The sequence below is a fragment of the Spirosoma fluviale genome (genome assembly GCF_900230225.1).
Lineage (GTDB): Bacteria > Bacteroidota > Bacteroidia > Cytophagales > Spirosomataceae > Spirosoma > Spirosoma fluviale.
Genome location: NZ_OCNH01000009.1, coordinates 49,048 through 71,187, shown reverse-complemented (window position 1 = coordinate 71,187; position 22,140 = coordinate 49,048). Strand labels below are relative to the sequence as shown.

The 22,140-nt window shown below is 47.3% G+C and carries 12 protein-coding genes; 4 read left to right on the top strand and 8 right to left on the bottom strand.

Going from position 1 to position 22,140, the window contains the following annotated elements:
• Nucleotides 1–32: 32 nt before the first annotated feature.
• From CRO74_RS29630 to CRO74_RS32280, 6 genes are all read right to left on the bottom strand, one after another.
• Nucleotides 33–9,716 carry an SDR family NAD(P)-dependent oxidoreductase gene (locus tag CRO74_RS29630; RefSeq protein ID WP_097131656.1) on the bottom strand — a complete coding sequence of 3,228 codons (9,684 nt, stop codon included), beginning with the start codon at nt 9,714–9,716 and terminating at the stop codon, nt 33–35.
• A gap of 238 nt (nt 9,717–9,954) precedes the next feature.
• Nucleotides 9,955–10,356 carry a hypothetical protein gene (locus tag CRO74_RS29625; protein ID WP_097131654.1) on the bottom strand — a complete coding sequence of 134 codons (402 nt, stop codon included), beginning with the start codon at nt 10,354–10,356 and terminating at the stop codon, nt 9,955–9,957.
• A 70-nt stretch (nt 10,357–10,426) separates the two neighbouring features.
• Nucleotides 10,427–11,086 carry a class I SAM-dependent methyltransferase gene (locus CRO74_RS29620; protein WP_097131652.1) on the bottom strand — a complete coding sequence of 220 codons (660 nt, stop codon included), beginning with the start codon at nt 11,084–11,086 and terminating at the stop codon, nt 10,427–10,429.
• A gap of 17 nt (nt 11,087–11,103) precedes the next feature.
• A complete protein-coding gene (locus CRO74_RS29615; RefSeq protein ID WP_144036002.1) occupies nt 11,104–11,784 on the bottom strand; it encodes a hypothetical protein in 681 nt (226 codons plus the stop codon).
• Nucleotides 11,785–11,810: 26 nt separating this feature from the next.
• A complete protein-coding gene (locus CRO74_RS29610; RefSeq protein WP_097131648.1) occupies nt 11,811–14,009 on the bottom strand; it encodes a TonB-dependent receptor in 2,199 nt (732 codons plus the stop codon).
• A 116-nt stretch (nt 14,010–14,125) separates the two neighbouring features.
• Complete coding sequence (locus CRO74_RS32280; protein WP_262508256.1) at nt 14,126–14,257, bottom strand: hypothetical protein; 132 nt, start codon at nt 14,255–14,257, stop codon at nt 14,126–14,128.
• A 152-nt stretch (nt 14,258–14,409) separates the two neighbouring features.
• On the opposite strand from CRO74_RS32280, the gene CRO74_RS29605 reads away from it, so the two are divergent.
• The 3 genes from CRO74_RS29605 (at nt 14,410) to CRO74_RS29595 (ending at nt 19,550) form a co-directional block, all read left to right on the top strand.
• Complete coding sequence (locus CRO74_RS29605; protein ID WP_097131647.1) at nt 14,410–15,522, top strand: sensor histidine kinase; 1,113 nt, start codon at nt 14,410–14,412, stop codon at nt 15,520–15,522.
• A 144-nt stretch (nt 15,523–15,666) separates the two neighbouring features.
• The gene (locus CRO74_RS29600; RefSeq protein ID WP_097131645.1) at nt 15,667–16,407 is read left to right on the top strand and encodes a LytR/AlgR family response regulator transcription factor; all 741 of its coding nucleotides are present in this window, start codon (nt 15,667–15,669) and stop codon (nt 16,405–16,407) included.
• Nucleotides 16,408–16,457: 50 nt separating this feature from the next.
• Nucleotides 16,458–19,550, top strand: a complete 3,093-nt coding sequence (locus CRO74_RS29595; protein ID WP_097131643.1) for a lantibiotic dehydratase — start codon at nt 16,458–16,460, stop codon at nt 19,548–19,550.
• A gap of 11 nt (nt 19,551–19,561) precedes the next feature.
• Here the strand turns inward: CRO74_RS29595 and CRO74_RS29590 are convergent, their stop codons facing one another.
• Nucleotides 19,562–20,125, bottom strand: coding sequence for an FISUMP domain-containing protein (locus tag CRO74_RS29590; RefSeq protein ID WP_097131641.1), 564 nt, complete (start codon nt 20,123–20,125; stop codon nt 19,562–19,564).
• Nucleotides 20,126–20,525: 400 nt separating this feature from the next.
• On the opposite strand from CRO74_RS29590, the gene CRO74_RS29585 reads away from it, so the two are divergent.
• Nucleotides 20,526–21,245, top strand: a complete 720-nt coding sequence (locus CRO74_RS29585) for a hypothetical protein (RefSeq protein ID WP_097131640.1) — start codon at nt 20,526–20,528, stop codon at nt 21,243–21,245.
• A gap of 339 nt (nt 21,246–21,584) precedes the next feature.
• Here the strand turns inward: CRO74_RS29585 and CRO74_RS29580 are convergent, their stop codons facing one another.
• Nucleotides 21,585–22,124, bottom strand: coding sequence for a hypothetical protein (locus tag CRO74_RS29580; RefSeq protein WP_097131638.1), 540 nt, complete (start codon nt 22,122–22,124; stop codon nt 21,585–21,587).
• Nucleotides 22,125–22,140 lie beyond the last annotated feature (16 nt).

Here is a 22,140-nt window from a genome sequence, read left to right as displayed (position 1 = left end):
TGCCATAGTCGTCGTTACAAGAGGGAGATTAATCAATCTGCAAGGCTTTCTTTCCTGTCGCCTAATTGTGCCACTAATACGCGTAAGTCACGGAGCGAGTGGGTATTGCCAAACTGGGGCATACTGATATTGATGCCGTACGCATTCTCAACTTCGTACTTGAACCGGATCTTCTGAATGGAGGTCATGCCCTGCTCAACCAGGCTTCGTTCTTCGCAAACGTCCTGAACGGTAACCCCAAGAATTTCGGCACATGCCCGAATCAGTTCGTCACGGCTATCAACAGACTCGATGGGTGTCAGTTGTTCAGCAACGATTCGCGACGTCGGCTCAGGCGCTGGTTCGTCGGGTCGTAGCGGGTCCGGCTTATCCAGAATCCAGTGCCGTTTTTTATTGAAGGGATACACTGGCAACGACAGGCGGGTGGGCTTAGTCGCGTAAAGCTTATTCCAGTCGAAGTCGGCTCCCAACACCCAAAGCGATAACAGTTGCGGATACAATTGTCGGGAAACGGCCTGCTCCAGCAGCATGGCCAGAAATGCCTGGTCATGGAGTAGGGACTCTACGGACGCATTTTTCGTTTCGTTGATGTTACAGGCTCCTCTTCGAACCTCACCAGCACCGGCATCCTGTCTGAATTGGCGAAGTGTGTCAAGCAGCTCATCCAGGGTATCGGCTGCCAGGGCCAGCCTGACAGGCATGGCCTCCCGACCCATTTGCAGCGTGCAGGCTACTTGCGTTAAATTAATCTGCGGGTGGTTCTCGCCAAAGACTATAAATTGCTCCACCAGGGTCAGTAACGTACTGGCATCCTTTGCCGAAAACACGAACAGGTTGGTCGACAGTCGACACTCTCCCGCAGATTGCAGGCTGGGGGCTTCTTCCAAAATCAGGTGAGCATTTACACCCCCAAAACCAAACGAGTGCAAAGATGCCCGAAGCGGCTGTTCCTGCCCTTTCGCACTACGTAGCGACTCCCATCTGGTCGGCGTTTGCACAATGTGCAGACCAGTATTTTCCAGTGTTACATCTGCCTGTAGGGTTGTGAAGTTGCGAACCGGCAGAATCAACTGGTGCTGCATCGACAGAAGTACTTTAAAGAGCGAGGTTATGCCAGACGCAGCTTCGAGATGGCCAATATTGGGTTTAGCAGTAGAAATAGCGCAGGCTGTATCAGTCTGAAAAATGCGTTTATAGGTGTTAAGTTCGACCGCATCGCCAAGGGTCGTGCCGGTTCCGTGGGCTTCTATGTAATTGATGCTGTCCGGTTCCAGCCGGGCGTCGGCCAGGGCACGGCGTATGACCTCCTCCTGCCCAGCAGAGCTTGGGGCGGTTAATGAATAGCTTCGGCCACTGTGTGCAACGGCGCTTCCGGCCACAACGCCGTAGATATGATCGCCATCACGCCGGGCATCGGTTAATCGCTTCAGTATGGCTACTCCTGCGCCTTCACCGCGTAGATACCCATTAGCCCGCTCCCCGAATGAGAAAATAGAATCTTCAGTGGTTAACAGCCGAGCCTGCGCCGGGGCCATAAACCCATACGGCGAAATCAAGGCATTCACCCCCCCCACGATAGCCTGATCACAATCGCCGTAGCGGATAGCCTGGATTGCCCGGTGCAGGGCGACAAGACTACTCGAGCAGGCCGTATCTACCACTTCGCTAGGACCCTTAAAATCAAAATAATTAGAGACCCGGTTGGCGATTATGGCATTCACATTTCCCGTGGAGAGCATGAAATCCGTTGGGATGTTCCGGCGAAGAATCATTTCCTCGTATTCGTGCGTGAAGGCACCAACAAATACGCCCGTTTGCCGCTCCCGAAACGAATCCAATGCATAACCCGCATCTTCAATGGCTTTCCAGGTATGTTCGATAAATAGCCGTTGTTGCGGGTCCATCAGGATGGCTTCGGCGGGAGAAATTCCAAAGAACGAAGCATCAAAATTTTCGATCCCTTCGATAAATCCACCGTAGGTCACGTTTGTTTTGTGTTCATCCGCCAGCGGATCGCCGTAGTAACTTTCCCAGGCCCAGCGACTGGCGGGCACTTCGGTCAACATCGACTGGCCAGCTTTCAGTTTTTCGTAGAAATCCGTTACGTCCTGGCAACCAGGAAATACGCCACTGATGCCTACAATAGCAATTCTGGTATCGTCTTCCTGTTCTGGTTTGACCGGAACTTGTGCCACTGGTGCTACCGTAAGCGGCCTTGCAGTTGGAGCCAAAATTACCGGAGCTGGGCTCTCAATAGGCAACTTAGCTTTACCAAATCGAGTTTCGAGGGACGACGCGTGTTCAGTCAGGAGGTACGTAATAATGGCCTTAACTGTGCGGTGCTCAAAGAAAATGGTCGGCGAAAGGCGAATCTGCAATCGGCTATAAATCCGTTGCGATACCTCATTGAGCAGAATAGAATCTAAACCCAACTCCGAGAGTGGTCGACTACTTACTATGTCCCGTTCCGACATTTGCAGCAAATCTGCCAGCTCATGAATAAAAATGGCTTCTACATCGGCCCGATAATCGACGGAGGCAGTATCCGATAAAGGGGAAGCCGGCAACGTACTCCGTTCGGCAGCAGCCCCCCCCTGTAAATGGGTGGATTGCCGGTATATTTCGCCCAATAGACCACGTTTTGCGATTAGGGCAGGGTCGCCATACGCCACCACCAGCGACTCCCGATCTGTTTGCAGAAGTTGCTTAATGATGTGCATTCCCACCTCATCCGGCATTGCCTGTAGTCCGAATTCGTCGGCAATCCGGTTAGCCTGAAGATCAGTCAGTTGCATACCACCCTGCTCCCACAAAGGCCAGTTAATGGTATAGGTCTTGCCCGATAGTCGCCCCAGATCGCGCTGCTGATTACGATAGGTCACAAAAGCATCCATGAACGCATTGGCGTACGCATAATCACTTTGCCCGATGTTACCCGTCACGGCCGACACCGAGGAACAAACTACCAGAAAATCGAGGGGATCGTTCTGCGTCAGATGGTTTAAAAGCAGTAATCCCTGAATTTTTGCCTGCCCTACATCGTCCCAATCCTGCCGGGTTTTAGTCAGAAACAAGCCATCCCGTAATTGCCCGGCCGCGTGAATGATCCCCTGAATGGATTGATAGTTGGCTCGTATTCCGGCAAGCAACCGCTGCACATCGGCTTCGATGCTAATGTCGGCCGACTGGTACGTAATGTCGATTCCATCGTCCTGCAACGCTTTTATTTTTGCGCGCAGGGTAGCATCAATTGCTGACCGGCCTGTCAGGATTAGCTTTGCGCCGTACTGTAATCCAAACTGCCTCGCCAATGCGAGTCCCACACCGCCCGCTCCTCCGGTAATCAAAATCACCTGTCCCTGGCTTAAAACAGAATGCGACGTAGCTGACATTGGCCATTCCAGTTCGCACAATTGATTGACCTGGCGCTGGTTATTCCCTCTGTATCGTACTTGATCGGGCAGGACGGGGGCAAAAAGTTCCTGAATGACGGACTGCCCTACTGCCGGACGCTCGCCCGGAAGCGCTATGTACTGAAGAGTAGTAAAGTAAAAAGCCGGGTATTCTTTATGAATCGATTTAGCGAACCCGCTAAAGGCTGCATAGAACGGATTAATCTGCTCATCTGCTCCAACGCGAAGGTTGAGCAGACGCAACGCTTTTACGCCGATGATGGCGGCACTCTGTACCAGATCTGTCAGGGCATACGTTTGGCTGATTTGACCCGTCTCGGGTGCTGATGAATCTCCGAACAAACCCGACCAGTTCCAGATAATGTAGAGTTCTGAATCAGCCAATCCCTGCTCCCGAAGGTGTTGCCATACAAGTGAATAACGCTCCGGTGTGCCTGTTGCCTTGATGGATACAGATAGTCCCGGCAGTTCAGCCTGAGGGCGGCCAGTGTCATCCTGCACCAGAATGATGCGGTTATTCAGACCGCGAAATGTCAACTCCTCAACCAGGGAATCGTAAAGCTGACGACCGGCATCGAACACCAGCAGTGTAGCCGCGCTGGGCACCGTAACAGCAGGCAGTATGGCGGGTTTCCAACTCGTTTCCAGTGCTACCACGCTGGCATTAACATGGGGTTGCGGGGCTGTGCTTCCAGCCCGAGCTGATGGTATTTTGCCATCGGCAGACCGCTGGCAGAAGTCCTGAATATGAATTAATATGGTTCCCTCATCGTCGCAAAGGGTCAAATCCGAGCGATAAGATTGTGGCTCACTACCCTCTGCCGACTGGGTATATACGGAGCAGGAACGGGGTAATGTCTGATGGAATGAAATAGTGCCAATGGAGAATGGCAGGTCGGGGGTTTCTGATGCCTGCTCCAGCTGAAGGGTTAATGCGCTCTGCAAGGCTCCATCCAAGAGGTATATTTCGTAATATGGGTCGTCGCTGGTAGGCGTCTCAAGTTCCGCCCAGGCGACGCCAGAACCCGTGTAAGCCAATTGAAGCGGCCGAAACAAATTGCCGTAACCGATCTGCATGGCTTCATAGGCTCCATAAATTTCTTCCCGGAGAACAGGCCGCTGGCACTTTCCTCGAAAACGATCGATGTCGAGCAACTGGGGCGATGAATCCGTCAGCTTATACTCGACATGAGCCTGGCATACCAGATTACTACTGGTAAGACTGCCCCGGTAAAAAGAAACGCGGGTAGCGCCATTCTCTGGTGTCGATGCCCAGTCGACAATTAACGGTTGGTTTACTTCGTAATAAAACGGGCCTATCCAGACGACGTCACGCATCTGCATCACCTCGTTCCTGAAAAAACGTCGGGCAATCAATCGGATCAGATACAGATAGGCCACGCCTGGCAGCAGTGCCCGATTCTGATAGCGATGCTGTGTCAGAAATGACTCAAGTCCACTGAACTCAACATCGAATGTGCTCGGCTGAGTCTGCCGAATATGCAGTTGCGAAACGGTTCTACCCGCTGCCTTTTTTGCAACCCAGTAGGTTGTTTGAGCAAACGGATAGGCTGGCAGCGAAATGACCCGATAGTTTGTTCCGGCAAATAAAGCAGACCAGTCATAGGTAGCCCCCGCCGTAATAGCTTGTGCCATTGCGGTCATCTGTACCCTATATGCCGCCTTATTCGTTTGTCCATAGAAGCTCAGAAACGACGCAAACGGCACATCCGTTGTTGTTTTTGATGCTATACCTGGTCGATTACCATACGCTTGCAGCCTTACTGCTTCATCCAGAGCGCTGGACAATTCGGTTACTGTGTCAGCAGCGATGCAAACCCGATACGGATATCGGCTGTGCGCCCGGCAGAGTGTATACGACAAATCGCTGGGCTGTAAATCCGCTTGCTGCTCTGCCAGCCATACGCGTACGTTTTTGATTTTTTGCGTGAGGGCTTCAGCACTCTTGGCCGATAGTGGAAAGAGATACGTCGGCAGTAGTGGCCGGTTGTCCGGTAATAAAGGGGCAGCTTCCAGCACCAGGTGGGCATTGGTACCACTAAACCCAAAGGAATTAATAGCGGCACGTAGCGGATTCTCCGCGCTAACCCAATCCGTCAAGCTGGTATTGACAACGAATGGCGTTTTCGAAAAGTCAATATTCTCATTCGGTTGTGTGAAGTGAAGACTAGGGGGAATCTGCCTGTGTTTGAAGGCCATCAGTACCTTCATCAATCCCGCAACTCCCGCAGCCGCTACACCATGTCCAATGTTGGTTTTTACGGAACCGATTCGACAAAAGGCTGATTCTTTGGTCCATTGGCGAAACGAGTCGGTCAGGGATTGTATCTCGATAGGGTCGCCCAGTTTCGTACCTGTGCCATGAGCCTCTACGTAGGAAATGCTACGTGGATCGATGTTAAAGCGTTGGTATACCTGGGTTTGCAGATCCGTCTGAGCACTCCCACTGGGTGCAGTGATCCCGTTGGTTCGTCCGTCCTGATTCAGACTCGACCCCAAAATAATGCCACTTATCTGGTCGCCATCCAACTGGGCGTTTCGTAGCTTTTTCAGGACCACCACACCAACCCCTTCGCCCGGCACAAAGCCATCGGCCGAATTGGCAAATGTTTTGCACTGCCCATCGGGCGACAGCATATTCATTTTTGCCGATGTGATATGGAGATTGGGGGTCGTCATCAGGTGTACGCCACCAGCCAGCGCCATCTCGCAATCGCCCGCCCGAATGCTTTGAATGGCCATGTGAACAGCCACCAGCGAGGACGAACAGGCAGTATCCACCGTAATGGCGGGTCCTTTCAAATTCAGGTAATAGGCAAGCCGGGCCGATAAGATTGCCAGATCATTGCCCATCAGGGTATAGGCCGAGGGCGATACGTCGTTCTGAGACAGCGCGTTTTGATAATCGCCGGGCCGCATACCAATGAAAATGCCTACTTTTTTCTGTTGCAGACTGTCTTCATCATAGCCTGCATTCTCCAGGGCTTTCCAGCTTTCTTCGAGGCATAACCGTTGTTGAGGGTCCATTAGTGTGGCTTCCATCGGCGAGATGTTGAAAAAAGCCGCATCGAACCGGTCGATATTCTCGACAAAACCGCCCCACTTACTGTTGGTCTTGCCCTCCGTACTCATCTCGCTATCAAACACGTCCTGATAATCCCACCGATTGGCAGGCACCAGCGTTACCCCGCTTTTCCCCTGGCTCAACATGTTCCAGAATGCCTGCACATCACTGGCGTAGGGAAACTTGCCAGATAAGCCAACAATAGCAATTGGCTCAGCAGCACCATCTTCGACCACAGGAGCTTCTACTGGTGAAACATCAGGCGCAACGGGCGAAAAAAAGGCAAAGGGATCACTATCACTACTACCTGAGTCTGTTTTACCCAATGCCGGCAGATGAGGAAGCAACGAATCTGCCACATTAACCGGTATTGTTGGTAGCAACGTCATACCCGGTGTCTGACTCCGGATATAGTCGGCTAACTCACTGATAGTTGGCTTATTATAAATTACAGCAACCGAAATGGTCAACCCAAAATGCCCATTGATTCGAGTCAGAAAACTAACCAGCGATGCCGAGTTGAAGCCCAGCGCATAGTATTTTTTGTGCCGATCAATCTCGTCAGGTTTTGCTTCCAGCACCTCGCAGGCAAATTGTACCAGTAAGGTTTCGATTTGATCGTCGCTTACCTCACTTACATAAACCGGAGCCGGGGTGCTTGTCGATGGAAAAGGAGGAACAGAAAAGAAGTCAATCTCTTCGGGGGTGTTGGCTGCACTTTTTGAAAATTCAGGTTTCGCCATTGCTTCCGCAGACGTAGCAATTAGCTTACTCGAACTCAGGGCGAAGTCGAGAAACTCCTCGAATACAGGGTAGTTATATAAATCTGAAACACGCAGAGAAAGAGAAAATCGTTTGTTGAGCGCATTGGTGAACGTTACCAGCGATGCCGAGTTAAAACCGATTTCGTAGAATTTTTTCTGGAAATTAATTTCAGAACCAGGCACATCCAGTAGTTCGGCGGCCTGTTCGCGACAAAAGTCCAGGTACATTTGTTTGTCAAATGATGGAACTTCGCTGGCAAGTGGTGCCGGCGCTTCTGCTGGTTTTCGGAAAGAGTTCCTTAACGTTTCGCGATCGATTTTTCCGTTTATCAGGCGGGGTAATTCGTTTAGCAACAGGAACCGCTGGGGAACCATAAAATCGGGCATCAGATCGAACGCTTTTTCGCGAATGGCACCAACGGTCAATGCTGACGACTGCGGTACGATGAATGCCAGGATGGTAGCTGCATTTTCACTATTCTTCTCAGCCAGCACAACGCATTCCCGAACATCCTCCAGCTCGACTAACAACTGTTCGACACCACCCAGGTCAACCCGGTTGCCGCGTACTTTCACTACGTTATCCATCCGGCCGAGTGATCTAATACGTCCCTCTTTGTCAAAATATCCCCAGTCGCCTAGCTTAAAAAGCACCTGCCCGGTTGGCGAATTAATAAATTTCTGGCGGGTCAGTGCTTCATCTAAATAACCTATCGCCAGACAATTACCGCTGATGTATAGTTCTCCGGGAACATAGGCAGGGAGTCTGCGTTTTTGGTCGTCCAGAATATGAACGGTCACATTCGCAATCGGCAATGAGTACGGTATAGAATTACCATTCGTTCGATGCGTACTATCAAAATATAAGACACCATTTACTTCTGTAGCGCCGTGGTCATTGAGCAGTAATGCCTGAGGAAACGTTTTTTGTAACCATTGCAGCATATCAGGCGAGAGCGGCTCTCCACAGGTAATCCACCAGCGTACCCTGCTCAGTTTGGTCATCAGATCGCCAGACCCTTCACGCATCATCTTCAGTAGCGAAGGCACTATATTCACACAGCTGACCTGCTGCTTCTGTAATTGCGTAGCAAATGCCTCCGGATCTTTAACAACTGCATCGGGCATAATCACGACTGGCACTCCGTTCAGAACACCACCGAATAACTCCCACATTGATGGCATGAAATTCAGGGTAGTACGTTGGCACATAACATCTCCCTCCTGAAAAGGATACGTTTCCCAAAGCCAGTTAAACCGATTGAGGAGGTGCATCTGCGAGTGCATCACGCCTTTGGGCACACCTGTCGATCCGGACGTATAAAAAATCATTGCCAGGTCTGTCGGAGCGCTTAAACTGCACTGATACGCAGAGTAACTAGTTTCTACCGGCCCCAGATCGTCAATGTTGATTGTCTGAACACCTTTAAGAAACGGTCGATGAAGCAAGGTTTTCTCGGTGAGAACCATACTAATACCGGCATCATTGATAATCTGATCCAGGGTAGCATCTGGCAGGGAGCTTTCGAGCGGTACGTATACTTCGCCCGCCTGCCAGATTCCCAATATGGCCGCTGGCACCCGATGGCTTCGTTCCAGGAAAACGCCAATGCCCATGCCCGGTACAGGGGTGAACGGAATGGCTAATTTGCTGGCTATCTGCTGGGCAAGTACCTGTATAGCCTGATACGAACTTGCCTGGGCCTGTCCGCTAGCATCAATATCAATAACGGCTGTCTGTTGGCCACGCTGCCTGCATTGATCAGCAAACAATTCGTTTATGGTTTTCGTAAAATCGAACGGGAGGATGTCTCCCTGTCCCATACAAATCTCACCACACTCGATATCGACTAACTGCACGTTACCGATGGACTGATTCGGCGTTAATGAGATTTGCTGGTATAGTTGATGCCAGTAAGACCATATAAAAGCCAAATCGCCCTGATCGACAAGTCGATTGAGAGTTGGAAACTGGATACTGCACTCCTTTTTATTCAGTACAAATTGTGTGAGCAGAGGAATCTCATCATGGATCAGGTCGTTGGGTGTTTCCGACGAATCCGTCACAGACAAACAAATCGCTTGCTGACGAATTTTGACCGGAATGGCGTTCCAGTGCAGTGGTTCTGAATTGGCAAACGTAGTGACCGTCTCGTTCAGGACCGTCAGCCATGCCGCCAATGTCTCATCTTCAGGTATTGGCAACGGAACGGCCCGAACCAGTATAGGAGCATCCCCAGATGATGCCCTGGTCTTTCTGGCCTTGGCTAATGGCTTGCCAGCTACTCCATCTGTCAACAAATAAACCGGGCGGTTATCGTGGTGTAGACGATGGCGCACGATTGAAAGTGCGGCTAATAGATAAGGAATAAACTCTTCACTGGTGTTCTGCAAAAGCTCAAATTGTCCTACCTGAAAGCCTTGCTTTTGTTGCGTATTGAAGTTGATAGTCATATCGAGTTGGCGTTGTCAATTACGGGTACAGGCATAGTTGTTGAGCCGGACAAAGAATCCGTACATACCATTTCCACAAGTTGATGTTAATAGTCTCTATTTTACCCGACCTCTACCAGGCAGCCTGATTCCGTTTGGTAAAGCCAGTCACTTGCCTTTAATACATTGCAGGCAATCTGATACATCCATAGAAGTTACCCGACAACAGCCTCACTCATAAGTCGATAAGGCCCCCGATTTATGAGCGCCCTTTCTCCAGACGAACGGCCACAAAGAATCCAGCGCCACTCAGCACATTTGCCGAATGAAGAAGACCCGCCGGAATCCAGATACACGCATTATTGGTTACCGTAAACTCCTCCTCTCCGAGAACGATTTTATAGACAAGTTCATCGGAAGAGATAATAATGTTAATCTCATCGCAATCATCGTGCAAATGGGGGGCCGTATAATCGGCGGGCGGGTACAGAACCGGCGACACCTCATGCACAGCCAGGTGCAGCGGAAATTGCTTCGAAAAATACCGAACGATATTTGCCGTATTGGTGTGAAATGGCACACCAGCTAACGCACTAGGCTCCATGTTGAAGATGAGCGGACTGCCCTGTTCTTCTGGCGGTGTTTTTAGCAGAGCATTCATTGTCTTTACTTGAAGAAGTGTGAAAATCAGCCAATTAGGCCCATACGACTGGCAAAAGATAGGCTTGCCCTTATTTTTTTACGACCAATGTCAGGCCGTCGCCGATGGTTAGCATACTCAAATGGATGCGGTCATCGTTGCGCAGATGCTCATTCAAATTTCGTATGGTCAGAACGTCACTGCTCTGCACTGCCGGGTTTATGACCGTGCCATTCCACAACGTATTGTCGATAGCAATAAGACCACCGGGGCGGAGCAGTTGCAAAGCCAGATTGTAATAATTGACGTAATTATCTTTATCGGCATCGATAAAAATAAAGTCATACAGGTTAAAATGCTTTTGCTCAATCAGCTCCTGCAAGGTTTGTAGAGCGGGTGCAATGCGCAAATCGATTTTATGATCGACGTAAGCTTTCTTCCAGTATTTACGGCCTACATCCGGCCAATTGGGCTCTACATCGCAGGCGATGATACGTCCCTGCTCGGGCAAGGCCAAGGCCGTCCACAACGTAAAATAACCGGCAAATGTCCCAATTTCAATCGTGCGTTTGGCCTGCATCATTTGCAGCAGGAAATACAGAAACTGGCACTGATCGGGTGGCGATTGCATCGACGACATACGCATACCGGCTACTTCTTCGCGAAGCAGTCTCGCAGCTTCGGGCTCTCTCAGAGAGTTGGCAATGACGTACTTGTAGAGCTGGTCGTCAAGCTGAGTGTAAAACTTCATATCGAGTTGAGATTGGCTTACTTCTTACATTCTTCGTAAAGTTTCTCCGTATAATCACGGCCCCAACTTGGGTGAATCGACGATTTCGATACAAATTTCTGGTACTTGTTCATCGCTACATCAATAACCGGACAAGCATTTTTCTTACCTCCTCCAAACTGTTCTGGCGTATAATAGAGGTTTCGGCCCTGAAGATTGTATACGCGGGGATTATCCGGGTTGATCTTTTTGGCTTTACCAAGCATATCGTTGAACTTCGACCCGTATGTGGAAAACCGATTTTGTGGATCGACGGTCATTCTCGACTGCGCAATAAAAGCCTCCAGAATCGATGTTTCATCGTTATCAGCATTCATAGAGCTCAATTTCCTGGCCAACTGTTCGGCTTTTTCCAGATATTGGTCTTTTGTATTTGCATCGGGAAACGAGTAAGATGCCAGCGTATACGCGTAGGACGTCCAATAGATGGGTATCCACTCTGTCGACTTCATGGTCGTAACCCGTTCGAGCCTGTTAATAACCTTTAAATAGTCGCTCGCTGTTTTAGAGGAGAAGATGTCTTTAATGGCACCTTCCATCGTTGTCACATAAACAGAATCTCCCTTACGGTCACCTGTATACGTAGGCGGTAAATTAGCTGATAAAACGGTTTGGCAACCTAAAACCACTAAGAGTGCTGCACGAATCAACGTGTTCATAGTTGTACTGGTTTTGATATGAGACTTTATTTAACTAGTTTGAATTCATCAGGAATTTTGAACTTTGATGAGAAGTAGATTATCATACCAACAAAGAATCCCCGTTGGGTTTGTGGTCGAATAGCATCTCTGGAGCTTTGATCCTGGTAATAACGGTAGGTATATACGAATCGACTGTTTAGCACATTGTCGACCGATGCGTAAAGGATTGTAAAGTTTTTGGCAATGTTCGTGAGGTAGCTCGCCGACAAACCCACATTATGAATTGGTGGTGCTACGCTTTGCAGAAATTGCTCATCTGCCGGGTTATAATATGGCCTGCTGCCCGTATATAGATAGGTGAAGCCTACGTTGAAATTAATTTCCGGAAAGGTGTATTTATAAATAACATTCAGGTTGTGACGCGATGCAAAGGTAGGGACAGTTTCAACGGGATAATTTTGAAAGATGCGTCGGCTGTCAACAAAGGTGTACGTTATCCAGTAATCGGTGTTGCGTAGCGTTTTTCGATCCCGCCAGAATAAGTCAAGTCCTTGTGCATATCCATAGCCTCCGTTACTCAACGCACCAGTTGGAAACCGGAGCGGGTCGGCATCGAATGATCCCGTAGTACGTTCGAGAACCAGATCGCTATACTTTTTATAGAAAGCCTCGGCCTTAAACGTTCGTTTCTCCTTGATAACCTGATAGCTGGCAATGTAATGGAACGCCTTTTCGAAATCTAGTTTATTCGTCACATACAAGTACTTGTAATACGGTGTCTGCGTAAATAAACCAGAAGCGAATGATAGCTGGCTGAATTGACCTGTCTTGTAGGCTATTGTAGCACGGGGTGAAACAACCGCTTTGTTCAACGTACCGGAGTAATCAAGTCGCCCCCCTATTTTCACGCCGAAAAGTGGAGAAATATGCCATTCCGATTCGGTAAAGAGCGATGCATTCCGCTCATTCAGTTGGTAATTATAGGCACCTGCAAAATTATCGGTGTTACGAAGCACGTTCACATCGTTACCAAACAGGAAATTGAAAGAGTCATTAATCGTTTTTCGCAATACGTAGCGCATCTGAAATTGCTGCTCGGTTTTGCCGGCTTTGGCACCGTCGATGTCATACGCATCGTTATTGCGGTTGTACGAAACGGCACCATCCAGTTGCCACGAGTAGTCAGTTCCAAATGACGTTTTGATGCTGGAATTCGCGTAATAGTTATCATTGCCAACGCCATAATTGATCTTAGAGCCAGCTGTCGGCTGATTGTAATCGCTCAGAAATATTCGGAATTTGTTATGGCTGGCCGTAGCATAGGCCTTGATTGTTGTAAAATCGGATGGAGTCCAGACACCGGTGAACGAACCTCCTTGATAATCAGGGCTTTTCACCCACTCTACATTCTGATGAATCAGATTATTCAGCAACCCGGTGTTACCATAATATCCGTTCACCGCAAAAGAGTATTTATCGGTTGCCTTCGATCCAGTTAGGCCGGCACTCATCGCATTCAGGCTGACATTCCAGCCCGACTCATTTAGCTTATCGTTTGTGAATAGAGACAGTACTGACGACAATGCCTGCCCATACTGCGTTGAGAATCCGCCCGTGCTAAACGACGTACTTTTGAACATAAACGGGCTAAACCGTCCTCGCTGTGCTATCCCCGGATTGGGGCTATAAAAGGGATTTTGCACATACATCCCATCAATTAATACTTTAGTTTCCTGGGCGCTTCCGCCCCTCACAAAGAGGCCTTCGGATTCTCCTACTTTTTGCGCACCTGGCAATAGCTGAACGACTCCAGTGATGTCTGCTCCGCCAGCGGCTGTACTGGCAATGTCTAATGGCTTAAGCATGACGTTCTTCTTATCATTTGAGGCATCGAAGCTGCCAGCGCTCACGGTCACTACGTTCAATTCATTAACCAATTCTTCGAGTTGTACATCTATGGAGAAGTTACTTTCCCGATTTAACAGCACAACGGTTTTAGGCTTGAAACCAATAAATGAAAAATTGAGGGTAATTGTGTCGGCTAAGGCTGTGCTGAGGACATAATGGCCCAACGAATCGGTTGTTGATCCATCGTAGGATTTACTAACAGCGATACTCACGCCCGGTATTGGTTTTTTGTCTACGCCGGTTATCATCCCCTTTATGGTTGCATCCTGACCGAGGGCAGATACCGATGGAAGAAGTAACGAAACAAAAAGAAAAATGCGAGCTTGATTACACATGACCTGCAAGGATTGGAGGTTCTAGACAAAACGACCCTGATTGTGAGGATGTAGTTTACCGGACTGGTTGCTCCGTCATCTATGACGGAGCAACCAGTAAATTGAGTGTGTACTGGCTATTTGCCAAACATAGTAGCAGTGGTTGGCCAAGATAAATTTTTATTAGATTTTGCCGATTGAGCAGATAGTCTTGCTGCTTTTTTTACATTTACAGAAAGCGAGGGAGCAAAGGGAGGCATCGTTTTCATAATCGTTGTAGGGTTTAAGATTTGTTTAGTTGGAACGTCGAAAGATGTGTTCTTTTTTGTTTGACAATCGAAAGTTGCTGGATTCTCTTTAGTCGAAGAAATTAATTATACGAAACCACACTTTCCCTATATCAGCAGTTGATTTATTAGGTATGAATAGAGCCTGGTCATATCTTCGGAGCCATTGGCGCAACGTCGTCATCCATCTGTTTGTCTGGTTGTTCTACCTTGCATTCAATAATATATTACTACTTACCAACAGCAACAACAAGGCGAATATCGTCCAACTGTTTGTTACCTACCCCTTAGTTGCGATTCTGTTTTACGTCAATGTATATGGCATTATTGCGCCTAGCGTTGAACGCCGTAAGTATGTTCAAATCATACTAAAAACCATTTTACTGACAGGGGCTTACATTCTTGTTCGCTACATAGTGTTTTTCTATATCTTTCCATTTTTGGATTTCTCCAACGAGTACAGCAAGACACGTGTGATGTTTCAACGATTCTTGCCCGATTCTATCTGGATCGCTTCCCAATACCTCTTATTTAGTTATGGGTATTGGTTCGCTATATATTCGGTTCAGTTAGAACGCAAAAAGCGACGTATTGAAGCAGACATTTCCATTCTGGAACGCGACAAAGCCCGTACCGAGTTGGCGTTTCTTCAGGCCAAACTAAATCCACACTTTCTTTACAATACGCTCAATTTCTTGTTTTCTGATGCACTTGAGGCTTCCCCTCGCTTAGCGGATAGTATCATGTGCCTGTCGCAGATGATGAGAAGCGTTTCGGAGGTTTCCAAGCAGCCAATGGTTTCTGTCAGCAATGAGCTTACTTATATTCGCAACTACTTGAAGCTACAGCAGTATCGCTTTGGAAGCCAGTTAAACGTTCAGTTAACCATTACAGGTACTGAGTATGAACACCATATTTCTCTGCCTCCTCTTACTCTTATATCACTGGTGGAGAATATTTTCAAGTATGGAGAGGTTTTTAACCACTCGGTTCCCGCTCAGATCAACGTGCATCTCTCAGAAACCGGGTTGCGATTTCAGACAGTTAATAAGCGGACTGAAGAACCTAATTATAGACAGGGGGGATTGGGATTAACGAATATCAACAGTCAGTTGTCGATCCTATATAAAGATAATTACACCTTAGATATAAAAGAGGAGGAGGGAATTTTCTCGGTCGATTTACAACTAAGCAACTATAAATCTGCTTATCCACTACCGCTCAATAAACAATCTCAAGAGGCCTAAGTGACTTACATGTTACTAATTTATTACACTTTAATTGTTACTATACCTTATTTTTTAATTTACCAATTGCTAAAAAGATGTTTAATTGTAGACGTTCTAGTTTATATATTGGTCCATTGATCAAATAAAATTAACCTCTTCGTTATGATTAACTGCCTAATTGTGGATGATGAGCAGGCTGCCATCAATGTAATCACGTATTATATAAAAGAAGTACCCTATCTCAATCTGGTAGCTGGCACTACAAGTGTTATGGATGCAGTTGAACTGCTCAAAACCCATTCAATCGATCTGGTTTTCCTGGATATCCAGATGCCTCTGCTAACGGGTCTTAAGTTTATTGATCTGTATGGCGATCAGGTCAAAGTAATTCTGACGACCGCTTACAATGAATATGCTATTGACGCTTTTGACCGGAATGTGATCGACTATCTCCTTAAGCCCGTTCCTTTTGAGCGGTTTCTTAAGGCATCTGAAAAGGCGCTAAACTACTTTAATCATAAAAAAAGCGAGATTTCGGTTGTTCCTGAAGCGGATAAAAGTGAAACCGACTTCATCATTGTTAAAACCGAACGTAAAGGAAAAATGCTGAAAATTAATTTCAGTGAGGTAGCCTATATCGAAGGGTTGAAAAATTACGTCTCAATTTATACCGATAAACACGACCGAATAGTTACCTACAGTGGCATCGGTGAGATCGAATCTCACTTACCCTCTCATTTATTTGCGCGAGTCCACCGTTCATACATTGTGTCGATCCCTAAGATAGTTGGAATTGATGGCAATGAGATTCTGATGAAAGGCTCTCCGCGCATTCCTACCTCCGGGAAATATAAAGAGAATCTACTGGATCTGTTCCAAAAGTTTGCTTTACAAAATCGCTGATACGGCTTCATATTCTAACACGGCTTTAGTTAACTACGTATCAACGTCTTATGGTTACTACCGCAGAAATTAAACTCGGCGATTTTTTTATCCTTCGACGACCTCTGCTACCTGTGGAGGTGTATTATGGTTTGCATTGTGAACTGGAAAACGGGGTTTCCCTTACTGACGCACTTCGGAAAATAGTTAACAAACCTATATGTCAGGAAGCAATTTTCTACGCATCTGCTACGCTACAGAAGCAACTGATCGACTGGTTGAACAATCGCAAACCCGCTTCGGATCAACTGCTGCTGTCCCTCTATAAATACGTAATACGAATGACGACACGATCAACTCCGTTCGGGTTGTTTGCCGGCGTTTCTCTGGGTGAATGGAGCACAGAAACAACACTACGTTTTGAGGAAGATATTCACCAAAAAGTAGCAAGGCTGGACGCCAATATTATTAGTGAAATGCTGGTGACCATTACTGATCTGCCGCTGATTCAACAGCAATTAAAGTATTTTGTTAATCCAACGTGCTGGTTATCAGGCGATGAGATTCGATACGTCGGTTATACGGATGTAAATAAACAGCGATCCTATTTTCTCAACATAGCTCAGAACACGGTTCTTATGTCGCTGTTGCTGGAGCAGGCCCGGCAGGGCAATTCTATTCCTTCGCTGATTAATGCTCTTCATGATGAAGGAATTGAGTCCTTAGCCGCTACTACTTATGTTCAGGACCTTATCAACTGCCAATTATTAGTACCCGATCTGGAGGTCAATCTCACTGGTCAGGATATGATAAGTCACATTAAAGAGCGGTTACTCACTCTTGATCAGTCTAGTTTTATAACTGATCCATTGGTACAGCTGGAGCAATTATTACACGATCCCAGCCTTGAGAATTATGCAGCTGTTGAGGGTCTGGTAAGTGAATTTACGGATGCGTTTAATAAAGACCTCATTCAATGCGACGTTCTATTTCCTGCTGTGGATCTTACAATCGAACGAGCTATTGGCGACCAGATCGGTCAATGTATTCAGGCGTTGATCGGGCTTAACGATACACAGGAGGCTGATACCCTTACCCTATTTAAACAACGGTTTTATGCCCGTTTTGAAGAGCAGGAAGTTCCGCTCTTAATGGCACTAGACCCCGACCTTGGAATTGGATACGACCACGCTCATGAAGATATTTCGCCTTGGCTTGAAATTGTATCCTGGAACGAACCCTTAGCAATGACGACGCCGACCGGCGGATCGTCTGAGAAGCTTTTCAACTTATTTAATGAAGCCCTGCGAACCGGCGAGTTCTGTATACGACTGACAGAAGCCGAGATTTCGGAACTGAGCCCAGATCAACCAAATAGCTCATTACCAGCTAGTGCATACGCGTTAGGAAATCTAATCAATCCATCCGGCCAGCCCATAACAAAAGATAATTTTCAGTTTCATCTAACGCTGGCAGGTGGTCCCTCTGCTGGTAATCTGCTCGGGCGGTTTGCTCATTTGTCTTCCACCATTGCTCAAAAACTCGAACACTGTCTTACAGAAGAGCAGCAGGCTTATCCCGATACCATTTTGGCAGAAATAGTGCACCTTCCGGAGAGCCGCACTGGAAATGTGCTTCACCGGCCAGTGTTGCGACCCTATGAAATTCCGGTACTGACCGCTTCATCAGTTGCGTTGGATCACCAGATTATGCTGGATGACCTCTTTATTTCTGTTCCGCAGGGATCAACGGTCATTCTACGTTCAAAAAAGTTAAATCGACGTATCATTCCGCGACTAACAACTGCCCATAATTATTCAAATGGCTTAGCTCATTACAGATTTCTGTGTGATTTGCAGCATCAGGAGGGAGTCATGAGTTTGCGCTGGAATTGGGGTGCTTTGCAAAGCATGCCGTTTTTACCAAGGGTTCAGTTTAACAACCTTACACTGAGCAGAGCAAGATGGCTTTGGAGCGCAGATGAGCAGGACTCAAGCAAACTATTTGCCAGTCAATGGAGCCATTGGCAACAGAAGTATCAAGTTCCACGCTACATTGTGCTGGCTGAATTCGACAATGAACTTTTGATAGATACGTCGCTTTCAGTAGGGCTACGCGTGTTAGAACAAGCAAGTCGACGAAATAAAACTTTGGTTCTATATGAGTGTCTTTGGCAAAAAAACGAGCCAATAGTAGTATCAGCCGACGGAAAACATTGGTGTCACGAGCTTCTGATTCCTATGAAGATAAACCAGTTCGATGAGAAGTCTCCAACTTACCGCACAAGCACCAGTGGAATAAATTCAGTACAGCGTTATTTCCCCCCCGGTAGTGAATGGCTATATGTGAAACTATATACCGGCCCTGCTGTTGCAGAAACATTTCTCCATCGGCATCTGCCAGTATTGTTACAGCAACTTAAAAACAGCAGGTTACTGATCAATTGGTTTTTCATCCGTTATGCCGACCCTGACTGGCACCTACGCCTGCGATTCCATTGCCAACCCGGCGACTCCACTACCCTATTTGGCGAGGTAAGTAAGTGGTTGAACGATCTTAATCTAGAGTTGAATAATCCTTATCAGATTCGGTATGATACGTATCATCGCGAACTAGAACGTTATGGAGAAAATCATATAAATTTTTGCGAGAATTGGTTTGGCCATAACAGTCAGTTAGTTATTCAATTCCTAAAGACAATTCATAACAGTCAGGATGAGTGGCTTCGGTTGTATGCGGGTTGCCGGGGTGTCTATGAGATATTAAATACCTGGCAGATTAACCCCTCCGATCAGATCAGACTACTGACTAGCTGGCGAGACGCTTTTTTAGAGGAATTTAAGGTGGACAAAGCGATGAAGAAAAAAATGAATGATCTTTTCCGGGAAAAACGGTTGGAATTTGTTGATGCCTTACTCGACGACACGCGGTACCGTCATCTTTATGAGCCTTTTTTCGAAGATACTTCCCCCCTCCTGCCCAACGCTTATCAATCCGACTCTCTATTTAGAAAGCATATTCCTGTTGAATTACTGCCCGATTTAACCCATCTGTTTATCAACCGTCTGTTCATGGCTGACCAACGTAAACACGAACTTATGGTTTGTTACTATTTAACTAAGACACTGAAGCATTTACACTCTTTACCTATGCACAATCCGTAGATTTCTATGAATCATACAACAGGGAAAGGATAAATATTTTCATACTTCTGCCCGCGCCGGACGCGAGCGAAAATGCGCAATACAATTTTGTTACGAATGTTGTTAAGTACTAACATCTTATTCTTGCCCCCAGCGACTTTTCGATCGACTCCCGGAAGCGCATCGAAACCGCTGCTGTTCATGCCGTTACCGTCTTCATTCCAGCCTTTGACGCTTTTTAGAGTTTCACCGGCCTTCTCAGTTCCGCCAAATTGACTGACCAGCTGAGACCATTCGCTATCGGTTGGTACATACCAACCGCTGGGACAGGCATTTTTCGCTGCCTTCCACGTGTACAGCAAGCCCAGCTCTTTGCGATTATTTTCCTTGTCATCATACGCATAGCTACCGTCAACTTTGTAGTTCAAATTTTGGGCCATCCAGGTAACCGTGGTGCCAGTCAACGCATTTTTAAAGCTGATCGTTTTATACGTTTGCCCATCGCGTGAGTCGGTAAAGATGCCGCTGGATTGGGCAATTCCTGGCTGAGTAAAAAACAAGGTAACAAGTAGAGTAAGGATGAGCTGTTTTATCATATTTGGTTGGGTTTGTATAAAAGTGTTGTTAAAACTCCCCACAGAAAGTGTTAAACAAAACCATCACTAAAGCACATACATGCAGGAGTTTAGTCATTTCTCTTTGTATTGAAGAATTTCAACCACTGCGGTGGGCCGCAAAGCTAAAAGTTTGTATCCTGTCGTCTGTTAATGACCTGTAAAAGCAGGTTAACGAAACGTAAAAGCAGCTTTTACGGACTGCTGTGGATTTTTGTCCCTATCCTTCCCGTACTTCTACGCTCGAAAACAGGCAGTTTTCCTCTTTCTTATGCTGGGCCACTTTCGTTGTTTTACCATCGTGATTCCGCTACTTCAACAGCCGCACGCCCCCCGTTGGGGCGAGTCGTTGCCCAGATCAGCCAGCCCAACGGGATAACCAATGAGTACCCTCAACTTCGATCGGACCATGACTATTCTTCCCTTCAGCGATCCGGCGGCTCTTGCCCTAGCCATTCAGGCGATCTACCAAGGGCCCATCCTGGTTCAATTGCCCCGGGTATTTGCTTTGCTGGCCGCCCCTACCTGTAGGGGGGCTCGCCAGTTAGACGACACTAAAGTCCGGTTGCCCGGAAAGCACTACGGTACGGCCATTGGCAGCTTAGCCAAATTTGTCGCTCAAGCTCAGGCCGAGTGCTTACCGGCTGCATTCAATCGGTGTGAGCAGTTCCGGGCTCTAACCGGTAGCTTTATTCGATTACCGTTTCACTCCGCAACGGTTCAGTCTACCACACTTCTGAATGGGACCCATCAAGGCTTGTTACTGGATGAAGAGTGGCGAGCGTTGTTCGAAGGGCTCGAATCGTGCTTTGAGACCAATGCTGCGGAACCGATGTGGAATCATCGCAACTACTGTGCACCTTTGTGTACGAGTTGTAACCTGAGCGGCCATGCCGAAGGGTCTATTACGGAGTATGAGAAAGCCTATCAATTTGGAAAAGCCAGAGGTCTCAGGCTTTTCCTCACCGCTGAGGCCGCGGCTGGGGAGCAGGGGTCGTATCCCGTTCTGGGGATTGAGTCCCATCAGGTTTGTATTCACCGGGAAGGTCCCGGTTTATGGAGGCTCAAAGAAGCGATACCCATGGCGCTTCGAAGTTGGTAAATACCGCTTCTCCGCAACCGACCGACGTAAATTAGATACCCACCAAACAACGGATTAAGGGGAAATAGGCTTGCCAGCTTTTGGTGGACAAGTGTGTCTATAGTTTTGTCTACTAAAAGCTGGCAAGTTTCGTATGTGACGGATATAATTTACAGTTATTAAAAGAGAGCATCTCGCAAAAACGCTCTAAAGTGAGACGAAAGAGCTTTTCTATCTTGCGCTGTTACCCTGCTTTTATCCGGACGTTTTCATAAACGCTAGGGAACGCAGCAGTTGTTCTATTTCCTACTAATTATGCAACCCGTCTCCTCACCAACGAGTAGAAAGTCGATTCTTGCTTCACTTTAACTTTCGGGCTTGCTTATGCATGCTGGGATCAAACACCCAAGACTCCCCATAGATGGAATGATAGTATACCACACAACGGATCAAGTCGTAGTGTTGGTCTAAATGGCGGGCAACCCCTCGATGGCTCGTTTGGTAAAGATTCTGCTTTTCATTGGCTGGAATAACTTTACCTATCCACAAATCGCTGGTCGACAGGTTGGCGGACTCCACCCCTGGAAGAGGGGATAAGCTCGCTTTAAGGACCCCACTCATAGTAGCATAACGCTTGTGTTGGTAGTAATACTGAACACTATCAATAAAAGCAGGTCCAAGGCCAACATTGACCAGGCTCATCGCTGAACCTGAAATGTTATCGTCAATATGATTGGTGTGGTATATATTTAAAATGGGGGTTACAGAAGCATACTGTTGAACCCGTTGTAGATAGGCTTGGTAAAAGGTAATCCCAATGGCACAAAAACTCGAGACAAGGGCCAGCAGACTTAGATAAGTATCTAGACTAAACCTGCGCTTAGGAGTTGAAGCGGACATGCGGTTAAATTAGGGT